General features: G+C 67.3%; 17 protein-coding genes. 11 read left to right on the forward strand and 6 right to left on the reverse strand.

Features of this window, described 5'->3' with window-relative positions; genetic code table 11:
• Positions 1-12: 12 nt before the first annotated feature.
• The 5 genes from ACUDP5_RS01440 to ACUDP5_RS01460 are packed head-to-tail and all read right to left on the reverse strand — an operon-like array spanning position 13 to position 6,134.
• Positions 13-1,716: an ABC transporter ATP-binding protein gene (locus ACUDP5_RS01440; protein WP_445658001.1), complete on the reverse strand. Its 1,704-nt coding sequence runs from the start codon at positions 1,714-1,716 to the stop codon at positions 13-15.
• Positions 1,713-2,588: an ABC transporter permease gene (locus tag ACUDP5_RS01445; RefSeq protein WP_445658002.1), complete on the reverse strand. Its 876-nt coding sequence runs from the start codon at positions 2,586-2,588 to the stop codon at positions 1,713-1,715. Before ACUDP5_RS01445 ends, ACUDP5_RS01440 begins: the two co-directional genes overlap by 4 nt.
• On the reverse strand, positions 2,585-3,562 hold the full coding sequence (locus ACUDP5_RS01450) for an ABC transporter permease (RefSeq protein ID WP_445658003.1): 978 nt from the start codon (positions 3,560-3,562) through the stop codon (positions 2,585-2,587). Before ACUDP5_RS01450 ends, ACUDP5_RS01445 begins: the two co-directional genes overlap by 4 nt.
• A gap of 21 nt (positions 3,563-3,583) precedes the next feature.
• Complete coding sequence (locus ACUDP5_RS01455) at positions 3,584-5,272, reverse strand: ABC transporter substrate-binding protein (protein WP_263912905.1); 1,689 nt, start codon at positions 5,270-5,272, stop codon at positions 3,584-3,586.
• Positions 5,273-5,306: 34 nt separating this feature from the next.
• Complete coding sequence (locus ACUDP5_RS01460; RefSeq protein ID WP_445658004.1) at positions 5,307-6,134, reverse strand: hypothetical protein; 828 nt, start codon at positions 6,132-6,134, stop codon at positions 5,307-5,309.
• A 232-nt stretch (positions 6,135-6,366) separates the two neighbouring features.
• Here ACUDP5_RS01460 and ACUDP5_RS01465 point away from each other — a divergent pair, with 232 nt between their 5' ends.
• From ACUDP5_RS01465 to ACUDP5_RS01475, 3 genes are read left to right on the forward strand one after another with little or no spacing between them, the layout of a single operon-like run.
• Positions 6,367-7,608, forward strand: coding sequence for an SfnB family sulfur acquisition oxidoreductase (locus ACUDP5_RS01465; protein WP_263912907.1), 1,242 nt, complete (start codon positions 6,367-6,369; stop codon positions 7,606-7,608).
• A gap of 3 nt (positions 7,609-7,611) precedes the next feature.
• Positions 7,612-8,829 (forward strand): SfnB family sulfur acquisition oxidoreductase, encoded by a 1,218-nt coding sequence (locus tag ACUDP5_RS01470; RefSeq protein ID WP_445658005.1) that lies wholly within the window; start codon positions 7,612-7,614, stop codon positions 8,827-8,829.
• Positions 8,830-8,850: 21 nt separating this feature from the next.
• Complete coding sequence (locus tag ACUDP5_RS01475) at positions 8,851-10,221, forward strand: LLM class flavin-dependent oxidoreductase (protein ID WP_263912909.1); 1,371 nt, start codon at positions 8,851-8,853, stop codon at positions 10,219-10,221.
• Positions 10,222-11,105: 884 nt separating this feature from the next.
• On the opposite strand, the gene ACUDP5_RS01480 is transcribed toward ACUDP5_RS01475, so the two are convergent.
• Positions 11,106-12,062, reverse strand: a complete 957-nt coding sequence (locus tag ACUDP5_RS01480) for an IS110 family transposase (RefSeq protein WP_263915836.1) — start codon at positions 12,060-12,062, stop codon at positions 11,106-11,108.
• Positions 12,063-12,557: 495 nt separating this feature from the next.
• On the opposite strand from ACUDP5_RS01480, the gene ACUDP5_RS01485 reads away from it, so the two are divergent.
• Genes ACUDP5_RS01485 through ACUDP5_RS01520 form a run of 8 tightly spaced genes read left to right on the forward strand, consistent with a single transcriptional unit; the run spans position 12,558 to position 19,715 of the window.
• Positions 12,558-13,364, forward strand: coding sequence for a MetQ/NlpA family ABC transporter substrate-binding protein (locus ACUDP5_RS01485; RefSeq protein WP_445658006.1), 807 nt, complete (start codon positions 12,558-12,560; stop codon positions 13,362-13,364).
• A gap of 50 nt (positions 13,365-13,414) precedes the next feature.
• Positions 13,415-14,008 carry an NADPH-dependent FMN reductase gene (gene ssuE / locus ACUDP5_RS01490; protein ID WP_263915402.1) on the forward strand — a complete coding sequence of 198 codons (594 nt, stop codon included), beginning with the start codon at positions 13,415-13,417 and terminating at the stop codon, positions 14,006-14,008.
• Between the two features lie 14 nt (positions 14,009-14,022).
• Positions 14,023-14,988, forward strand: a complete 966-nt coding sequence (locus tag ACUDP5_RS01495; RefSeq protein WP_263915403.1) for a sulfonate ABC transporter substrate-binding protein — start codon at positions 14,023-14,025, stop codon at positions 14,986-14,988.
• A gap of 17 nt (positions 14,989-15,005) precedes the next feature.
• Complete coding sequence (gene ssuD, locus ACUDP5_RS01500) at positions 15,006-16,178, forward strand: FMNH2-dependent alkanesulfonate monooxygenase (protein WP_445658007.1); 1,173 nt, start codon at positions 15,006-15,008, stop codon at positions 16,176-16,178.
• Positions 16,178-16,963, forward strand: a complete 786-nt coding sequence (gene ssuC / locus ACUDP5_RS01505) for an aliphatic sulfonate ABC transporter permease SsuC (protein ID WP_445658008.1) — start codon at positions 16,178-16,180, stop codon at positions 16,961-16,963. Before ssuD ends, ssuC begins: the two co-directional genes overlap by 1 nt.
• A gap of 25 nt (positions 16,964-16,988) precedes the next feature.
• The gene (locus ACUDP5_RS01510; protein WP_263915406.1) at positions 16,989-18,215 is read left to right on the forward strand and encodes an acyl-CoA dehydrogenase family protein; all 1,227 of its coding nucleotides are present in this window, start codon (positions 16,989-16,991) and stop codon (positions 18,213-18,215) included.
• A 28-nt stretch (positions 18,216-18,243) separates the two neighbouring features.
• Positions 18,244-19,053, forward strand: coding sequence for a methionine ABC transporter ATP-binding protein (locus tag ACUDP5_RS01515; RefSeq protein ID WP_263915407.1), 810 nt, complete (start codon positions 18,244-18,246; stop codon positions 19,051-19,053).
• Entirely contained in the window at positions 19,053-19,715 is a 663-nt protein-coding gene (locus ACUDP5_RS01520) for a methionine ABC transporter permease (protein ID WP_175193218.1), read from the forward strand. The genes ACUDP5_RS01515 and ACUDP5_RS01520 overlap by 1 nt, the downstream gene beginning before the upstream one ends.
• The last annotated feature ends 7 nt before the right edge of the window (positions 19,716-19,722 follow it).

Genomic DNA, 19,722 nt, shown 5'->3' on the forward strand with positions numbered 1-19,722 from the left:
CGCCGGCGCCCGCTATGCGATGCGGCGCAGCGTCTCGCCGTCCCCGGCCAGCCCCCGCGGCAGGGCCTCGATCAGGCTGCGCGTATACGGGTGGCGGGCGTCGCGCCACAGGGTGGCGTTGGGCCCTTCTTCGACGATCCGGCCCGCATTCATGACCAGCACCCGGTCGGCCAGGTAGTGCACCACCGACAGGTCGTGCGAGATGAACAGGTACGACAGACCGAATTCGGCCTTCAGGTCCACCAGCAGGTTCAGGATCTGCGCCTGCACGGACACATCCAGCGCCGACACGGGTTCGTCGCAGATCACCAGCGCCGGCCGCAGCACCAGCGCGCGGGCGATGCCGATGCGCTGGCGCTGGCCGCCCGAGAATTCGCTGGGGTAGCGGGCCAGTGCGGCCTGCGGCAGGCCGACGGCATCGAGCATGTGGGTGATACGGCGGCGGCGTTCCTGGCGGTCGGTGACGCGGTGGATGCGCAGCGCGGCCTCCAGGATGTCGCCCACGGTATGGCGCGGATTGAGCGAGGCGTAGGGGTCCTGGAAGATCATCTGCACGCTCTGGCGGTAAGCCGCGAGCTCGCGCTTGTCCAGCTGGATGGTGTCCTGGCCGCGCAACAGGATGTGGCCGCCGGCGGGGGCCAGCAAGCGCACCAGGGTGCGCGACAGCGTCGACTTGCCGCAACCCGATTCGCCCACCAGGCCCAGTGTTTCGCCGCGCGCGATCTGGAACGACACGCCATCGACGGCCGTCTTGGTGCCCTGGTGGCTCGGGTAGTCCACCCGCAGGTCGCGCACCTGCAACAGCGGCACGGCGTCCGGCACGGCGGGGTCGTTGGCGGCGGCGACGCGGGGCGGGGTGACCAGCCCGAAGACGGGCCGCCCGGAGGCGGGGTCGAGCCGGGTGCGGATTTCCGGCAGGCGGCGCTGGCGGTAGTGGGTGGCATCGTCCAGCCGCAGCGAGGCGCCCAGCAGGCCCAGGGTGTAGGGATGGCGAGGTTGCGACAGCAACGCCGACGCCAGGCCTTCCTCGACCTTTTCGCCCGCGACCATCACGGCGACACGATCGGCCCAGTCGCCCACCACGGCCAGGTCATGCGTGATCAGCAGCAAGCCCATGCCCAGGTCGGCGCGCAGGTCGTCCAGCAGCCGCAGGATCTGCGCCTGCACCGTGACGTCCAGCGCCGTGGTGGGTTCGTCGGCCACCAGCAGGGCGGGTTCGCAGGCGATGGCGGCGGCGATCATGGCGCGCTGGCGCTGGCCGCCGGACAGCCGATGCGGGTAATCGTCGACCCGGCGCTGCGGTTCCGGCACCCGCACCAGGTCCAGCAGTTCGATCGCGCGCTGGCGCGCGGCGCGGGCCGTGGCGCCGCGATGCAGGCGCAGGGCCTCGCCGATCTGCTCGCCCAGCGTCAGCACCGGGTTCAGGCTGGTCATGGGTTCCTGGAAGATCATCGCGATGCGGTCGCCGCGCAGCGCGCAGCGCTGGCGTTCCGGCAGCGCCAGCAGGTCGCGGCCTTCGAACAGGATGCGGCCGCTGGCACGGGCGTGGCGTGGCAACAGGCCCAGCAGCGCCAACGCGGTGGTGGACTTGCCGCAGCCGGACTCGCCCACCAGCGCCAGCGTTTCGCCGGCGCGGATCTGCAGGTCCAGGCCGCTGACGGCCTGGTGGCCGGGAAAGGCCACGTTCAGCCCTTGGATGTCGATCAGTGTGCTCATGAGAGAGAGGCGGGGGCGGGCGTCGCGGCGGTGCGGCGCCGCAGCTTGGGGTTGAGTGCGTCGTTGATGGCGTCGCTGAGCAGGTTCAGCGCCAGCACGGCGGCCATGATGGTCAGGCCGGGCAGGGCGGTCATGTACCAGGCGGTGCGCAAGGCTTCGCGGCCGGCGCCCACCATGCTGCCCCAGCTGACCACGTTGGGGTCGCCCAGGCCCAGGAACGATAGCCCGGCCTCGGACAGGATGGCATTGGCCACCAGCACGGCGGTGGTGACGATGATGGGCGGCAAGGCGTTGGGCAGGATCTCGCGGAAGATGATGCGGGCGTGGCCGGCGCCCAGCGCCTGGGCGGCCCGCACGAATTCGCGCTCGCGCAGCGCAATGAATTCCCCGCGCGTCAGGCGCGCGATGCCGGTCCACGACGTGACGCCCAGCGCGAAGATGATGGTCGACAGCGATGGCCCCAGGATCGCCACCAGCACGATTGCCAGCAGGAACGACGGCACGGTCTGGAACAGTTCGGTCACGCGCATCAGCGCGGCGTCGGTGCGCGGGCCGGCGTAGCCGGCAAAGGCGCCCACCAGCAGGCCGATGCCCAGCGCGATGGCGGCCGACGCGCCGCCCACCAGCAGCGACACGCGGGCGCCATGGAACAGGCCCGCCAGGATGTCGCGGCCCATCAGGTCGGTGCCGGCGGGAAACTCGGCATCGCTGCCGGGCCAGGTGAAGGGCGCACCCACCATCTCCAGCGGATCGCCGGGATATAGCCAGCCGGCGGTGGCGGCGGCACCCAGCAGCACCAGCAGGATGGCTGCACCGATGGCGGCGGACGGTGCGCGCAACAGGCGCAGGACGGCGTGCAGGGCGGGCGTCATGTCTTTCTCACACGGGGATCGAGCAGGCCGTAGGTGGCATCCACGGCAATGTTCATCACCGCCACCAGCGCCGCGCTCATCAGCAGGATGCCCAGCAGCAGGTTGACGTCCCGGCTGGCGATGGCCTCGAACGACAGCTGGCCCAGGCCGGGCCAGGCGAATACGGTTTCCACCACGATGCTGCCGCCCAGCAGCGCGCTGCTTTGCAGGCCCAGCATGGTGACGACGGGCAGGATCGCGTTGCGCAGCGCATGGCGCCAGATCACCCGGGCCTCGCCGTTGCCGCGCGCGCGGGCGGTGCGGATGTAGTCTTCCTGCAGCGTTTCGATCATGGATGCGCGCGACAGCCGCGCGTAGATGGCCACGTAGTAGATCGCCACCGTGGCCACCGGCAACGCCAGGTGCCGGGCGTAGTCCAGCCACAGCGCCCAGCCCTGGTAAGCCGCGCCCACGTCGCGGATGCCGCCGACCGGCAGCCAGTCCAGGTGCACGCCGAAACCGACGATGAGCATCAGTGCCGTCCAGAACATGGGGGCGGAATAGCCGGCCGTGGCCAGGGCCGACAGCAGCGTGTCCAGGAGGCCGTGCGGTCGCCGGGCCGCCAGCACGCCCAGCAGCACCCCCAGCGCTACCGACAGCGCCAGTCCGGTGCCGATGAGCGCCAGCGTGGCCGGCAGCCGGCCGAAGATCAGCGTCGCCACCGGTTCGCCATAGCGAAAGGAGTAACCCAGGTCCAGCGAAGCCAGGCTTTTGAGGTAATAGCCCAGTTGCGCCAGCAGGCTCTGGTCCAGCCCGTAGGCCAGCCGCAGCTCGGCCACGTGCGCCGGGGTGATGCCGCTGTTTTCGGCGGCAATCACGTCCACCAGGTCGCCAGGCACCAGTTTGAGCAGGAAGAAATTCGCCACCGCGGTGGCACCCACCACGAACAGGATCTGCAGCAGGTAGCGGACGGGGCGGGGCAGGCGCGCGAACATGGCGGGTGTGTCCTGCGGCGCTCAGGCCTTGCCCAGCCAGACGTTGGCGAAGTTGTTGCGCGAGTGGGACGACGCGTCGGTCACATTGCGCAGCTGCTTGTCCCAGACGCCGAACCAGCGGAACTCGAACAGGCCGATCAGCGGCAGGTCGCGCTGCGCCAGCCGCTGCACTTCGTTGTACTGTTCGATGCGCTTTTTCGGATCGGTCTCGACCTGGGCGGCCTCGATGGCGCGGTCCATCTCGGGGTTGTTGTAGCCGGACACGTTGTACCAGGGCGTACCGCGGGCTTCAGCCTTGCTCCAGTAGCGGGTTTCGACCCCCAGTTGCGGGTCGATCAGCACCGTGCCCCACGAGCTGATCAGCTGGAAGTTGTAGTCGGTGAAGACGTTGCGGGTCCAGGTGGCCAGGTCCAGCCCGCGCAAGGTCACGTCGATGCCGATCTTGCGCAGTGCCTGGCGCACGAATTCGCCAGTGCGACGGTAGTCGTCGCCGAACGGAATGTAGTCGTGCGTCAGCGCAAAGCGCCAGCCGCCGGCGCCGCGCGGGTAGCCGGCTTCGTCCAGCAGCTTCTCGGCCAGGGCGGGGTCGTAGGCGTACTGCTGCACATTGGGGTTGTGGTAGGGCAAGACCCGCGAGGGCACCGGGCTGACGAAGGGCTCGGCGTAGCCGTTCCAGACGGTCTTGACCAGCGCCTGCTTGTTGACCGCGTGGGCGATCGCCTGGCGTACCTTCAGGTTCGACAGGATCGGGTCGCGCAGGTTGGCTTCCAGCCACAGCCACGCGGCAAAGCCGTTGTAGCCCGACGTGTCCACCGCCAGCTTGGGCAGCTTGGACAGGCGGGTGGCGTCGGTGAAGGCCACCGGATTGCGTTCGCCGTACGAGACCGCGCCAGTTTCCAGCGCGGTGGCGCGGCCGGACACGTCGGGCACGATCTTCCAGACAATGCGGTCCAGGAAGGGGCGTTCGGGCTGCCAGTAATGCGCGTTGCGTTCAAGCACGATGTAGTTGCCGCGGTTCCATTCCTTGAAGACGAACGGCCCCGTGCCCACCGGCTTGTTGTTGTACGGATTGTTCTGGATGTCGGTGCCTTCGAACAGGTGGCGCGGCAAAATCGGCGCACCCAGCGAATCGATGGCGTTCAGCGCCACCGGCGTGGGCTGCGACAGGTGCAGCACCACGGTGTGGTCGTCGGGCGTCTCCACCTGCTTGAGGTACTGGAACACGCGGCGTGCGCTGGGCGCATGTTTCAGCCAGACCTCTTCGGCGGACCATTTCACGTCGGCCGCGGTGAAGGGCTTGCCATCGTGCCACAGCACGCCCTGGCGCAGTTTGAAGGTGATGGTCTTGCCGTCTTCGGATACGGTCCAGCTTTCGGCCAGCACCGGCCGCGGCTTCAGGTCGGGGCCGTATTCCACCAGGCCGTCGAAGATCTTGCTGGCCACGGTGCCGGTAGGCGTGGACGAATTCAGGTAGAAGGCGAGCGTCGGCGGCTCGGGGTGCACCACGGCGTTCAGCACGCCGCCGCGGGTCGCGCCCTGCACCGTGTTGGGCAGGCTCTGCGTGTCGGCGTGGGCCGGCGCGAAGATCACGTTGGGAAACAGCGCGCCGGTGCCCATCAGCGCACCGGCGCTGAGCAGCCAGCGGCGCAGGGGGTTGACGGTGTCCTGCGGCGTGTCGATGGCGGACGCCGGGGGCAAGGGCTGGGTCATGCGGGTTCCTTCGGTCGTGAGGGGCGTCGCCGGGTCAGGCGGCCAGGCTGGTCAAGGGGGGCAGGTCGTCGGGGGCTACGCGCAGCAGCGTGGCCAGCAGCTCGCGCCGCCAGGCGTCGTACAGCGCGACGTGGCCGCGGGTATCCAGGCCGGTGGCGCGCCGGTTCAGTTGCCAGGAATCGCGCAGGTAAGGTGCAAGGATGCGTTGCACGTCTTCGTCGGCCTGGACCAGGCTTTCGGTCCAGTCATGGCGCTGGGCGTCGCTGGCGTTCGCCAGCTTGCGCAGCCACCACTGCGTGATGCGGATGCGGTGCGCTTCTTCGTCGGGCAGGATGCGGTTTTCGCCGAATTCGCGATGGCCGAAGTCCAGCACGCGGGCGGTGCGCCGGTTCACGAACAGGCGCGCCAGGATGTAGTGTTCGTAATGGAACTGCCAGGCCAGGAAGTTCTGCCAGTTGCGCAGCGCAAAGCCGCCGATCAGGTCCCAGGCATCGCGCACGCCTTGCTCGACCTCGGGCAAGGGGTCGCGGCCCAGCAGCACGGCGGCACGGCCACGCGAGAATTCCGCATGGGCCGCGTCGTCACCCAGCTGGCGCGCCAGGGCGAACTGGAACTCGGTGTCGTCGCGGAACAAGCCGGCAATGGCATGCGCGGCCACCTGCGTGATGAACAGGTCGTGCACGGTGTTCCAGATGGCGTATTCACCGGCCGCCTGGCGCTCGTCGGCATTGGCCAGGTCGCGCGGCGGCTCAAGGCGCGTGGCGGGAACATTGGGCGCCACCACGACGCGGATGTCGTCGAACAACCGGGCTTCCAGCGCGCCGTCGTAGTCCAGGGCAATAGGCAGATCCAGTTCAGGCATGAAGGCGGGCGGCAAGGCGCAGGGCTGGGAAAAGCTCGACTCTAAGCAAGCGCGAAAGCCGCCCGCAAACACTCTTTGGTGATTTCGTTATGCCGCCGCGGCGTCTGCTAACAGGTGGCACGGGGCATTGCGCGGCATATACCGATTTCAAATAACCGCATGAGAAATCCGTCCTTCCGCGCGACGGGCCGCGCCGATAGGCTGCATGTTTTCACCCCTGGCGCCCTGTCTCATGCCGCAAGCCGCAGCTTCCCCCTTTCCGCAGGACAACGACGAGGCGCCCCGCGTGGTGCCGGCCGCCCGGCTGCACAGCGATGCCGAGGCCCTCGATGCCGCCCACGCGCTGGCCGCCGACTTCGCACAAGGCGCGGCGCAGCGCGATCGCGACCGCAGCCTGCCGTGGCGCGAGATCGAACGCTATTCGGCCAGCGGCCTGGGCGGCATCACCGTGCCGCGCGAATATGGCGGCGCCCAGGTGTCTCACGTGACGCTGGCCGAGGTGTTTCGCATCATCAGCGCGGCAGATCCGTCGCTGGGGCAGATTCCGCAGAATCATTTCGGCTCGCTCAACCTGCTGCGCCAGGTGGGCACGCCGCAGCAGAAACAGCGCTATTACGAAGGCGTGCTGGCCGGCCGCCGGCTGGGCAATGCCGGCCCCGAACGCCATACCCGCCATGCCCGCGACGTGCAGGCGCGGCTGGTGGCCGAGGGCGATGGCTATCGGTTGTCGGGCCGCAAATACTATTCCACCGGCGCGCTGTACGCGCACTGGATACCCACCAAGGCGCTGGATACCGAGGGCCGCCTGGTGACCGTGCTGCTGGATCGCGGCGCACCGGGCCTGACGGTGGTGGATGATTGGTCCAGCTTTGGCCAGCGCACCACGGCCAGCGGCACGGTATTGCTGGACAACGTGCGGGTCGAAGCCGATGCCGTGCTGCCCGCCTGGACCGTGCAGGAAAAGCCCGCGCTGCAAGGTCCGTTCGCCCAGCTGATGCAGGCCGCCATCGACGCCGGCATTGCCGAGGCCGCGCTGAACGACACCGTCACGTTCCTGCGCGAACGTGCCCGCCCCTGGGCCGAGGCCGGGGTGGAACGCGCCACGCAAGACCCTTACGTGATCGGCGACATGGGCCGCCTGTTCATCGACCTGCACGCGGCGCAGGCCGTGCTGCTGGAAGCGGCCGCGCACCTGGACGACGCCACCCCGCGCACGCTGGACGCCGACGACGTGGCCGCCGCCTCCATCGCGGTGGCGCGCGCCAAGGCGCTGACCACCGAGATCGCGCTGGCCGCCAGCGAAACGCTGTTCGAGCTGTCCGGCTCGCGTTCATCGCTGGCGGAATTCAACCTGGATCGCCATTGGCGCAATGCCCGCACTCACACGCTGCACGACCCGGTGCGCTGGAAGTACCACGCCGTGGGCAACTACCTGCTGAACGGCCGCCGCCCCAACCGCCATTCCTGGATCTGAGCCATGAGCGACACGCCTGTTTCGACCTTGGCGCCCCAGCGCGCCGCGATCATCGCCAACGATGCCCAGGCGCTGGGCGTTGCGCGCGCGCTGGCGGCCGACTTCGCCCTGGAGGCCGCCCAGCGCGACCGCGAACGGCGCCTGCCGCTGCCGGAACTGGAGCGCTATTCCCAGTCCGGCCTGTGGGGCATCACGGTGCCGCGCGAATACGGCGGCGCGGGGGTGTCGCGGGTGACGCTAGCCGAAGTGACGGCCATCGTTTCGGGGGCCGACGGCTCGCTGGGCCAGATTCCGCAAAACCACTATTACGCGCTGGAAGTGCTGCGCGTGAACGGCAGCGCCGACCAGAAGCGCCGCTTCTACGCCCGCGCCCTGGCCGGCGAACGCTTCGGCAACGCCCTGGCCGAGATCGGCACCCGTACCGCCGCTGAACGCCGCACCCGCCTGTCGCCCGATGGCGAGGGCGGCTGGCGCATCAACGGCAGCAAGTTCTATTGCACGGGCGCCCTCTATGCCCAGTGGATTCCCACCGCGACGGTGGGCGACGACGCGATCCAGCGCCTGGCCTTCGTGCGCCGCGACAGCCCCGGCGTGGAGGTGATCGACGACTGGTCGGGCTTTGGCCAGCGCGTGACGGGCAGCGGCACGGTGCTGTTCAAGGATGTGCCGGTGCCGGCCGAGAACGTGATGGTGCTGGTCGACCCCACCGCGCCGCCCAACACGATCAAGCCGCTGGCGCAGATCATCCACGCCGCGATCGACCTGGGCATCGGCCAGGCGGCGCTGGCGGATGCGCTGGAGTTCGTGCGCAACCGCTCGCGCCCGTGGATCGATGCGGGCGTGGAGCGCGCGGCCGACGACCCGCTCACGCTCAGCGAGTTCGGCCGCCTGTCGATCCGCCTGGATGCCGCAAGGGCGCTGGTGGCGCGCGCCGGCCGCATCCTGGACGTGGCAACAGCAGACCCGCAACCGCACCTGGTGGCAGCCGCCGCCATCGCGGTGGCCGAGGCCCGCGCGCTGACGACGGAATCGGCGCTGGCGGCGGGCACGAAGTTGTTCGAACTGGCCGGCACGCAGGCCACGCTGGACCACCTGAACCTGGACCGCCACTGGCGCAACGCGCGCACTCACACGCTGCACGACCCGGTGCGCTGGAAGCGCCACGCGGTGGGCAACTACTACCTGAACGACGCGGTCCCCGGCCGGGTCGGCACTACCTGACTTTTTGGAAAGCGGCACGCCATGGCGAAGAAGCAAATCCTCCTGAACGCGTTCAACATGAATTGCGTGGGCCACATCAACCACGGTTTGTGGACGCACCCGCGTGATACGTCGACGCAGTACAAGACGCTGGACTACTGGACTGACCTGGCGCGCCTGCTGGAGCGCGGCCTGTTCGACGGCCTGTTCCTGGCCGATATCGTGGGGGTGTACGACGTGTACCAGGACTCGGCGGACCTGACGCTGCGCGAGTCGATCCAGTTGCCGGTGAACGACCCGCTGCTGACGGTATCGGCCATGGCGGCCGCGACGCGACACCTGGGTTTCGGGGTGACGGTGAACCTGACGTACGAGGCTCCCTACCTGCTGGCTCGCCGCTTTTCGACGCTGGACCACCTGACGAACGGCCGCATCGGCTGGAACATCGTGACGGGCTATCTGGAAAGCGCGGCGCGGGCGATGGGCCTGTCGGAACAGATCGCGCACGACGAACGCTACGACCGTGCGGACGAGTTCCTGGAAGTGGCCTACAAGCTGTGGGAAGGCAGCTGGGACGACGATGCGGTGCGCGCGGACCGCGCGGCGCGTGTGTACGCGGACCCGGCGGCGGTACGCCGGGTGGATCACGCGGGCAAGTACTACAAGGTGCAGGGCTACCATCTGTCGGAACCATCACGCCAACGCACGCCGGTGCTGTACCAGGCCGGCTCGTCCGGCCGCGGCCAGGCGTTCGCGGCACGCCACGCGGAATGCGTGTTCGTGTCGAGCCAAACCAAGGAAGGCCTGCGCAAGCTGGTGGCCAGCGTCCGCGAGTCGGTCGCCAAGGAAGGCCGCGATCCGAGCGATATCAAGTTCTTCATGGGCGTGACGGCGGTGGTGGGCAAGACGGAAGCCGAGGCCAGGGAAAAGCACGCGGAATATTTGCGGTACGCGAGTCCAGAGGCCGGCCTGGCACACTATGCGAGTTCAACGGGGATAGACTTTTCGCAATACAGGAACGACGAGCCGATACGCTATGTGAAGAACAACGCGATCGAGTCGGCCGTGAAGAATCTGACGGTGGCCAGGACGGATCGAACGGTGAATGACCTGCTGGCGGATATGGCGCTGGGCGGTCGTTATCCGGCGCTGGTGGGCAGCGGGGCGCAGGTGGCAGAGGAGCTGGCGTCCTGGGTGGAAGAAACCGATATCGATGGCTTCAATCTGGCGCGTACGGTGACGCCTGAGTGCTATTCGGACTTTATCGATCTGGTGGTGCCTGAGTTGCAGGAACGTGGGGTTTTCAAGACTTCTTATGTCGAGGGGACGCTTCGGGAGAAGCTTTTTGGGGTGGGGCGGAGTCGGTTGCCTTTGGAGCATGTGGCGGGGGACTTCCGAGGGGTGATTGCGTGATGCTTCTTCGGTTGCTTGGTGCTTCGTAGGTCGCTCTGGGCTTCGTAGGGCGTTCGGTACTTCGTAGGTCGTCCCTCGCGGCGGTGGCATGCGGGGCGGGCGCCCACGATTGCGGTCCGGAGCGTTCGCTCCGGACTGCCCCGTCGTCATCGTCGTCCAGGCCTTCGGCCTTCCCTTCCGATTCCCTCGGGCGCATCGAGGTTGCCCGCCCCGCATGCCACCGCCGCGAGGGACTACGCGTGTCTCGGGTTGTTGCGCTGTTAGACCTGTGTGCAGGGAATGGAATCTACGGGGCCGCCAAGCCGCGGCCGCGCGGGTGGCCACGTTTGGCATTGCGTTGCTGGAAAGTGTTGCGACGGCGCTTCGCGCTGTTGGAGATTGGTTTTCTATTGGGTCCACATCGTTGGGGGTGGGGGCGGTGATGGGCGGCGCGGCAGACTCTTGCTTGCGCATGTTGACTGTCTCGCGCGCCGCCCATCGGGCGCTGCACATTGATGTGACACGCCACGGCATCCGCGCCGCTACAGGCCAGCAGTGCTACAGACCACCAGCGTTTCTGATGCCACCTGCTCCGCTCACACACAAGAGCGACATCTTGGCACCACCAACACCACTACCTACACGCGAGAGCGTCATCGGCGCACGCAAGACACCGCGTAAGCTTCGTAAGGCCGCCGGCGCGGCCGGCACGAAGCGGGCCCCGTCCCACCCCGCCCACCCCCACTGACCGTGAAAAAAACGCCAAGCACACCGCCCGCCCCAGCGTCCGTGACCGATCCTAATCGTGAGCGCTTGGTGGTGTCGGTGAGCGGAGGGCGGGGCGTGTAGATGCGCCCGACGGAATCCGTAGGGAGCCGAAGGCGTACGAGATTCTATGGTTTGGGTCAACCCATAACCGGCCGCAATTTCCCAGGATCGAAGGGCTGGCCGGTGCGCCAGACCCCGTAGGCGATGCGCAAGAGTTTGCGCGCGATCACCACCAGGGCTGCCGTTGAGGCCAGGCCGCGCGCCCGGAGCATGGCGTAGTAGTCTTTGAAGTAGATCGAACGCGCTGCCGAGCTGGCCGCGTTGTAGAGCAAGGTCCTAGCCGCCTTGTCACCCTGTTTGCTCAAGCGCCGCCGGCCGGTCTTTCTACCGGACTCGTTCGGCCTGGGGTCCAGCCCGCAGAAGGCCACCGCGGCATCGCTGCTGGCGAAGTGGATCCGGTTGAACAAGGTCGTCAGGGCAGCGCCATTGATCGGCCCGATGCCGCAAATGCCGGTCAGCAGGCTGTAGGTCTTGGCCCACTCACTGTCTGCCTTGATCGTGGCGATCAACTCCCGTTCAAGCTGTTCAGCCCACGAACTCAAGCTGGCCAGGGCCTTCTTCTGATGGCTGCTGGCGCAACCATGCCGCTGCGCGGACAGCCTCAACGAAGTGCCTACGCGCACCACCGTTGATCGAAGCGCCTGAAGCGACTTGGCCTGTTGCAGCTCTGGCGATATCGGCTCATAACGGTGCAATGTTGTACGCCGCTGCGCGATGTACTGCGCAATAACCTCGGCATCCAGGCGATCGGTCTTGCCCCGGTTGCCCAATGAGATGGCGTAATGATGCACATGGGTGGGGTTCAGAATGTAGACCTCAAACCCCCGTTCGTGCGCCGTACGGGCCAGCAGCTCCTGGTAGCCCCCGGTCGCCTCCATCGCGATCACGCTGCCGGCGGGCAAACGCTTGAGCCAACCGACGATGCTGGAACGATTGTTGGGCAGCACGCCCGCCACAATCTGCCCCTCATGCCCTGCAACTTGCAGCTCAAATTTACCGACATCGACCCCAATAAAGCAGACGGATGTTTGCATGATTGCTCTCCCTGCGATACGTTAAGTCCGCTGGGGTAGCCTCGCCTCGGGCGTTACCTTGCGATCAATCGGCGGTCCTGGCCGCTAGATTCCTTATCGACGCTGTGAGGCGGGGTGGGATGCTCTCGCTGTGGCAGTCCGGCTGCTACCGGCTGATGGATGAGGACGTCCCGTACCCCAGCGCCCTCCCCACTGCAGAGGGCGCACCTACACCATACAAGATGAGGACGGGGCAGTCCGGAGCGAAGGCTCCGGACCGCAATCGTAGCCCCGCCCTCCGCTCACCGACACCGCCAAGCGCGACTTAAGAACTCAAACCCACGCACAGCCCAATCCCCCTACAACCCCAAGAAATATCGTCATATTTCCAAAACAAAGCCATTCCCCTCCAGATCAATCTTCAACACATAACTTCATACCGACTAAGTATTTTTCCGCCCCGCCCCACGATGCCAGAATCAGCCATCGATTCTTTGCATACTCGGAAAAAACAAGATGTCGTTCGCCAAAAACCTGCTGGCCATCACCGCAATCGCCTTTGCAATCGCGCCTGCCGCCCATGCCGATACGCAAGATAAAAAGACCATCACTGTCGGCATCTCCGTCGGTACCACCGAGAAGATCTTTGACGTCGTCAAGCAGGTTGCCGCTCGCCAGGGCCTTGAGATCAAGTTCGTCAAATTCAATGATTACCAGCTGCCCAACGCGGCGCTCAATGCCGGTGACCTGGATGCCAATGCGTTCCAGCACAAGCCTTTCCTCGATAACCAGATCAAGGCGCGCGGCTTTGACATTGTGCCGGTGGGGCTGACCGTCACTGCGCCGTTGGGGTTCTATTCGCGCAAGATCAAATCGCTCAACGACCTGCCGGAAGGCGCGTCCGTCGGTATTCAGAATGATCCTTCCAATGGCAACCGGGCGTTGCGTCTGCTGGCGGCTTATAAGCTCATTACTCTCAAGCCCGAGGCCGAGCAGAAGAACAATGCCACGCCGCTCGATGTGGTTTCCAATCCGCGCAAGCTCAAGCTGGTGGCGTTGGATGCCGCGCAACTGCCGCGTTCGCTGGATGACCTGACCGCCGCTTCCATCAATAACGACTACGCCACGCAGGCCGGCCTGGTGCCGGCGCGGGATGCCATTGGGCGCGAAGCGGCGGATGGGCCTTATGCCAATGTCATTGCCGTGCGTACCAAAGACCGCGACCAGCCCTGGGTCAAGAAGCTGGTGTCCGCCTATCAGTCGCCCGAAGTGCGGGCCTTCATCGAAAGCGAATTCAAGGGTTCGCTGATTCCCGCCTTCTGACACGGCCTGGCGCCGAGCAGGATTCTTCAACGCTACACCGGCCATCTGACATGAGCATTCTTACCCTGGCGGGCAGTCCGTCGCAGCGCTCCCGTTCTTCCGCCTTGCTGCGCCATGCCGCGCAGCTGTTGCGGGCGCGGGGGTTGGGCATCGTCGAATTGGGGTTGCGCGACATTCCCGCCGAAGACCTGGTAGAGGGGCATTACACCGGGGCCGCCGCCAATGCCTTGCGGGCGCGGGTGGCCACGGCCGATGCCGTGCTGATTTCCACGCCCGTCTACAAGGCTTCGTTTTCGGGTGGGCTGAAGGCGGTGCTGGATCTGCTGGACGAAAAGGCGCTGGCGGGCAAGGTGGTGCTGCCGATTGCCACCGGCGGCAGTCCGGCGCATCTGCTGGCGCTGGAGTATGGCTTGAAGCCCGTGCTGTCGGCGTTGGGTGCGCGGCACATTCTGGCGGGGGTCTATGCCACCGATAAGCAGGTGAGCATCGATGATGCGGGCGTGAGCCAGATCGATGCGGACGTGCTGGCGCGGCTGGAGGATTCGGTCGAGCGGCTGGCCGAACAGGTGGCGCCGCGCGGTGCGGTCGTCAACGAAGCATTTGACCTGGGCCGGCTCGCGCTTGCGGGCGGCTTCAGCGTCTGAAACGGAGGTTTTCCATGCGCAGCGTGATCTGGGTGTCCCGTCTTTCCGTGTTCCGCTGGTTGGCGGCGTTGCTGTGCGCAGCGCTGCTGTGGCCCGCGGCGCAGGCGCAGGAGGCCAAGACGCTGCGCATCGGCTTTCAGAAGTACGGCACCCTGACCATCGTGCGGGCGCTGGGTGACCTGGACAAGCGCCTGGCCGCGCAAGGCATCACCGTGAAGTGGACCGAGTTTCCCGCCGGCCCGCAATTGCTGGAAGGCTTGAACGTCGGTTCCATCGACTTCGGTACCGTCGGCGAAGCGCCGCCGGTATTTGCCCAGGCGGCCGGCGCGGCGCTGGTGTACGTCGGCAACGAGCCGCCGTCGCCCACCAGCGAAGCCATCCTGGTGCCCAAGGATTCATCCATCAAGAGCGTGGCCGACCTGAAAGGCAAGAAGGTCGCGCTGAACAAGGGCTCCAACGTGCACTATCTGCTGGTCAAGCAGCTGGAGCGTGCCGGCGTGGCCTATGGCGACGTCAATGTGGCATACCTGACGCCAGCCGATGCGCGCGCCGCGTTCGAGCGTGGCGCGGTCGATGCGTGGGTGATCTGGGATCCGTTTCAGGCAGCCGCCGAAAAGCAGTTGGGCGCGCGCGTGCTGGCCGACGGCACGGGCGTGGTGAAGAACTATCAATTCTTCCTGGCGGCGCGGGCCTATGAAAAGGCGCATCCGGACGTGATCCGGACGGTGCTCGATGAAGTGCGCAAGGGCGACCTGTGGGCGCGCGATCATCGTGCAGAAGCCGTGGCGCTGTTGCAGCCGGTGCTGGGGTTGGATAAAGCGGTCGTCGAGCTGGCGGCCGACCGACTGGCCTACGGCGTGCAGCCCATCACGCGGGAAGTGCTGCAAGAGCAGCAGCAGGTGGCGGACGCGTTTCACGCGCTCAAGCTCATCCCCAAACCTCTCAACGTGTTCGACGCCGCGCCGTCGGACCTGAAATAGACAAGGGCAGGCCCTCCATGGACGTCTTCTGGTTCATTCCCACCCACGGCGACTCGCGCTACCTCGGCACCAGCCAGGGCGCACGCGCTGCCAGCTACGATTACTTCCGCCAGGTGGCGGTGGCAGCCGATACGCTGGGCTATGACGGCGTGCTGCTGCCTACCGGCCGCTCGTGCGAAGACGCCTGGGTGGTGGCGTCCAGCCTCATCGGCGCGACGCGACGCCTGAAATTCCTGGTGGCGATCCGGCCGGGTGTCAGCTCGCCGCAGTTCTCGGCGCGCATGGCCGCCACTTTCGATCGCCTGTCCGAAGGCCGGCTGCTGGTCAATGTCGTGACCGGCGGCGATCCGGGCGAACTGGAAGGCGATGGCGTATTCGTCAGCCACGACCAGCGTTATGCCATCACGGCCGATTACCTGCGCATCTGGCGCGGCATCCTGGCTAACAGCCACGAGGCCGAGGGCTACAGCTTCGAAGGCGAGCAGTTGGTGTGCAAGGGCGGCAAGGTGATCTACCCGCCGGTGCAAAAGCCCTATCCGCCGCTGTATTTCGGTGGCTCGTCCGAGGCCGCGCACGAACTGGCGGCCGAGCAGCTGGATGTCTACCTGACCTGGGGCGAGGCGCCCGATGCCGTGGCCGCCAAGATCGCGGACGTGCGCGCCCGCGCTGCCAGGCATGGCCGTACGGTGCGTTTCGGCATCCGCCTGCACGTCATCGTGCGCGAGACGGAAGACGCGGCCTGGGCCGCGGCCGACGAACTGATCAGCCATCTCAGCGAAGACTCGGTGCGCGCCGCGCAGGCCGCATTCTCGAAAATGGATTCCGAAGGCCAGCGGCGGATGGCGGCGCTGCACGGCGGCAAGCTCAACGACGAGCAGGGGGGGCGCAAGCACCTGGAAATTTCGCCCAACCTGTGGGCCGGCGTGGGGCTGGTGCGCGGCGGCGCCGGCACGGCCCTGGTGGGCGATCCCGAGACGGTGGCGGCGCGCATCCAGGAATACGCGGATCTGGGCATCGAGACCTTCATTTTCTCGGGCTATCCGCACCTGGAAGAGTCGTACCGTTTTGCCGAACTGGTGTTCCCGCTGTTGCCCGGCAAGGGCGGCAAAAAGGTCGGCAACACCGTGCTGACGGGTCCGTTCGGCGAGGTCATGGCCACCGAACTGGTGCCCAAGGAATCGGCCAGCTGATGAACGCCGCCCACAAGTCCGGCGGCTGGCGCGCGGCGCTGGCGCCGTGGCTGGTTCCCGCCCTGATCCTGCTCGTGTGGCAGCTGGCCGCGCAGGCCGGCTGGCTGTCGTCACGGATTCTGCCCGCGCCCTCCAGCGTGGCCGCGGCGGCATGGTCGCTGGCCGTGTCGGGCGAGCTCTGGCAGCACGTGCGCATCAGCGCCCTGCGGGCGCTGTGGGGCTTGCTGCTGGGCGGCGGGCTAGGCCTGGCGCTGGGCTTGCTGAACGGCTCGTCTCGCACCGCCGAGACGCTGCTGGATACCACCTTGCAGATGATCCGCAACATTCCGGTGCTGGCGCTGATTCCGCTGATCATCCTGTGGTTCGGTATCGAGGAAACCGCCAAGCTCGTGCTGCTGTCGCTGGGCGTGTTCTTTCCCGTCTACCTGAATACCTTTCACGGCATCCGCTCGGTCGACCCGGCGCTGATCGAGATGGGGCGCTCGTATGGCCTGACGGGCTGGCGCCTGTATCGCGACGTGATCCTGCCGGGCGCGTTGCCGTCGATCCTGGTCGGCCTGCGTTTCGCGCTGGGGCTGGTGTGGGTGATCCTGATCGTCACGGAAACCATTTCGGCGCAGTCCGGCATCGGCTACATGACCATGAACGCGCGCGAATTCCTGCAGACCGACGTGGTGCTGCTGGGCATCCTGCTCTATGCCTTGCTGGGCAAGGTGGCCGACACGCTGGCCCGGGCGCTTGAGCGGCGCCTGCTGCGCTGGAATCCGGCCTACCGGCCGGCCTGAGCGCGCACTTTTGCAACGAGATTCCATGGCCAAGATTTCCACAGACCAAGACACACGCCCGGCGCCGAACGCCGGGGCCGCGCCGGCCCGCGCTGCCGATGCCGCCGGTGCCCTCCAGGCCCTGGCGGCGCAACTGGCCGCTACCGCCGTGGAACGCGACCGGGCAGGTGGCCATGCCGCCGCCGAGCGTGAATTGATCCGCGCCAGCGGCCTGCTGCGCCTGTCGGTGCCCACGCAGTACGGCGGCGCGGGGGCCCATTGGTCCACGGTGCTTGCGGCCGTGCGCACGCTGGCCGAGGCCGACAGCGCCCTGGCGCACGTGTTCGGCTTTCACCACCTACAGGTGGCGGGCGTGCTGCTGTACGGCACCACCGAACAACACGCGTATTTCCTGCGGCCTACCGTGGAACGCAACCTGTTCTGGGGCAATGCGCTCAATCCGCTGGACCGGCGGGTGGTGGCGCGCGCCGAGCTGGACGGCTATCGCATCGATGGCGTGAAGAATTTCAGTTCCGGTTCGGTGGGGTCGGACCTGCTGACGTTTTCGGCCTGGCACAAGACCTCCGGTACGGCGCTGATCGCCGCGCTGCCGACGCGCACCGACGGCATCACGGTCAACCCCGACTGGGACGCCTTCGGCCAGCGCCAGACCGACAGCGGCACCGTGCGGTTCGATCACGTTCGGCTTGAACCGATCCAGGTGCTGCAGGCCCCGGGCGTGGCGCCCACGCCGCGCGCCACGCTGCGTTCGCAGGTGGCGCAGTTGATCATGACCAATCTGTACCTGGGCATCGCCCGCGGCGCCTTCCAGGAGGCGCGCCGCTATGTGCGCGACCACGCGCGGCCCTGGTTCGCGTCGGACGTGCAGCGCCAGGTCGACGACCCCTATGTGCAGGAACGCTTCGGCGAGTTCTGGCTGCGGGTGCAGGCCGCGCAGGCGCTGGCCGACCTGGCGGGGCAGAAGCTGGACGCCGCGCTGGCGCGCGGGCCGTCGCTGACCGCCGACGAACGCGGCGACGTGGCCGTGGCCGGCGCCCAGGCCAAGGTGCTGGCGCATCGCGCCGCGCTGGATGTCGGCACTGGCCTGTTCGACGTCACCGGCGCCTCGTCCACGGCCGCGCGCTACGGCTACGACCGCTTCTGGCGCAACGCCCGCGTGCACACGCTGCATGACCCCGTGGCCTACAAGATCCGCGACCTGGGCCGCTATGCGCTGCTGGACCAGATTCCCGAACCCACCGCGTATTCCTGATACGCATGACGACCCTTTCCCTGATCCGATGACCGATATTGCTTCCCTGACCGACGTTGCCGCCGCCGCTCAGCCGCTCATCCGCCTGGATGGCGTGAGCAAGGCCTTCGCGACACGCGCCGGGCGCTTTGACGCCGTGCGCGACGTGTCGCTGTCGATCCGCGCGGGCGACACCTTCGGCATCATCGGCAAGAGCGGCGCGGGCAAGTCCACGCTGCTGCGCCTGATCAACCTGCTCGAGCGCCCCGACGAGGGCACCGTGCGCGTCGGCGGTACCGAGCTGACCGCGCTGGCCAAGCGCGACCTGCGCGCCGCGCGCCAGAACATCGGCATGATCTTCCAGCAGTTCAATCTGCTGCAGAACGAAACCGTGTTCGAGAACGTGGCTTTCCCCTTGCGCGTGCACGGCGGACGCAGCCGCGAACAGATTTCGGCGCGCGTGCGCGACTGCCTGGAAATCGTCGGCCTGACCGACAAGACGACCAGCTATCCGGCGCAATTGTCGGGCGGCCAGAAGCAGCGCGTGGCCATCGCCCGGGCCCTGGCCAGCGAGCCGGCGGTGCTGCTGTGCGACGAGCCGACCTCGGCGCTGGATCCGGAAACCACCCGTTCCGTACTGAGTGTGCTGCGCGACATCAACAAGCGCCTGGGTGTGACCATCGTGATCGTCACGCACGAACTGGCCGTGGTGCGCGCGCTGTGCCGCCACGTCGCCGTGATGGAGAACGGCCAGGTGCTGGAGCAGGCCGAGATCTCGGGTGCCGGCGTGCACCTGTCCTCGGCGCTGGGCCGCGAGCTCATCCGCGAAGCCACCCACCCCTATGAAGAGGTCGCGTAATGCTGGACACCTTTGTGCAATTGCTGCCCGAACTGGGCGTGGCCGTCGGCCAGACCTTCCTGATGCTGGGCATCGCGCTGGCCGCGTCGATCCTGCTGGGCGGCCCGCTGGGCGTGCTGGTGTTCCTGACCGGGCCGGGCCAGTCGCTGGACCGCCCGGTGGCGCACCGGCTGCTGAGCTGGACGGTCAATACCGTGCGCTCGTTCCCTTTCATCATCCTGCTGGTGGCGCTGGTGCCGTTCACGCGGGTCATCGCCGGCACGTCGATCGGGCCGGTGGCCGCCGCGGTGCCGCTGTCGTTCGCCGCCATTCCGTATTTCGCCCGCCTGGTCGAACAGTGCCTGCGCGAGGTGCCGCGCGGCGTCATCGAGGCCGCGCACGCGGCCGGCGCGTCGGAATTGCAGATCGTGCGCCGCGTGCTGCTGGTGGAAGCGCGCTCGGGCCTGGTGCTGGCGCTGACCGTGCTGGCCGTCAGCTTCCTGTCCTATTCCGCGGTGGCGGGCGTGGTGGGCGGCGGCGGCATCGGCGACCTGGCCATCCGCTATGGCTATTACCGCTTCCAGACCGACGTGATGGTGCTCACCGTGGCGCTGCTCGTCGTGCTGGTGCAGATCATCCAGTTCGCCGGCAATACCGTCGCGCGACGCATCGACAAACGCTGATTCCAGA

The sequence above is a fragment of the Achromobacter sp. NCFB-sbj8-Ac1-l genome, assembly GCF_052695805.1.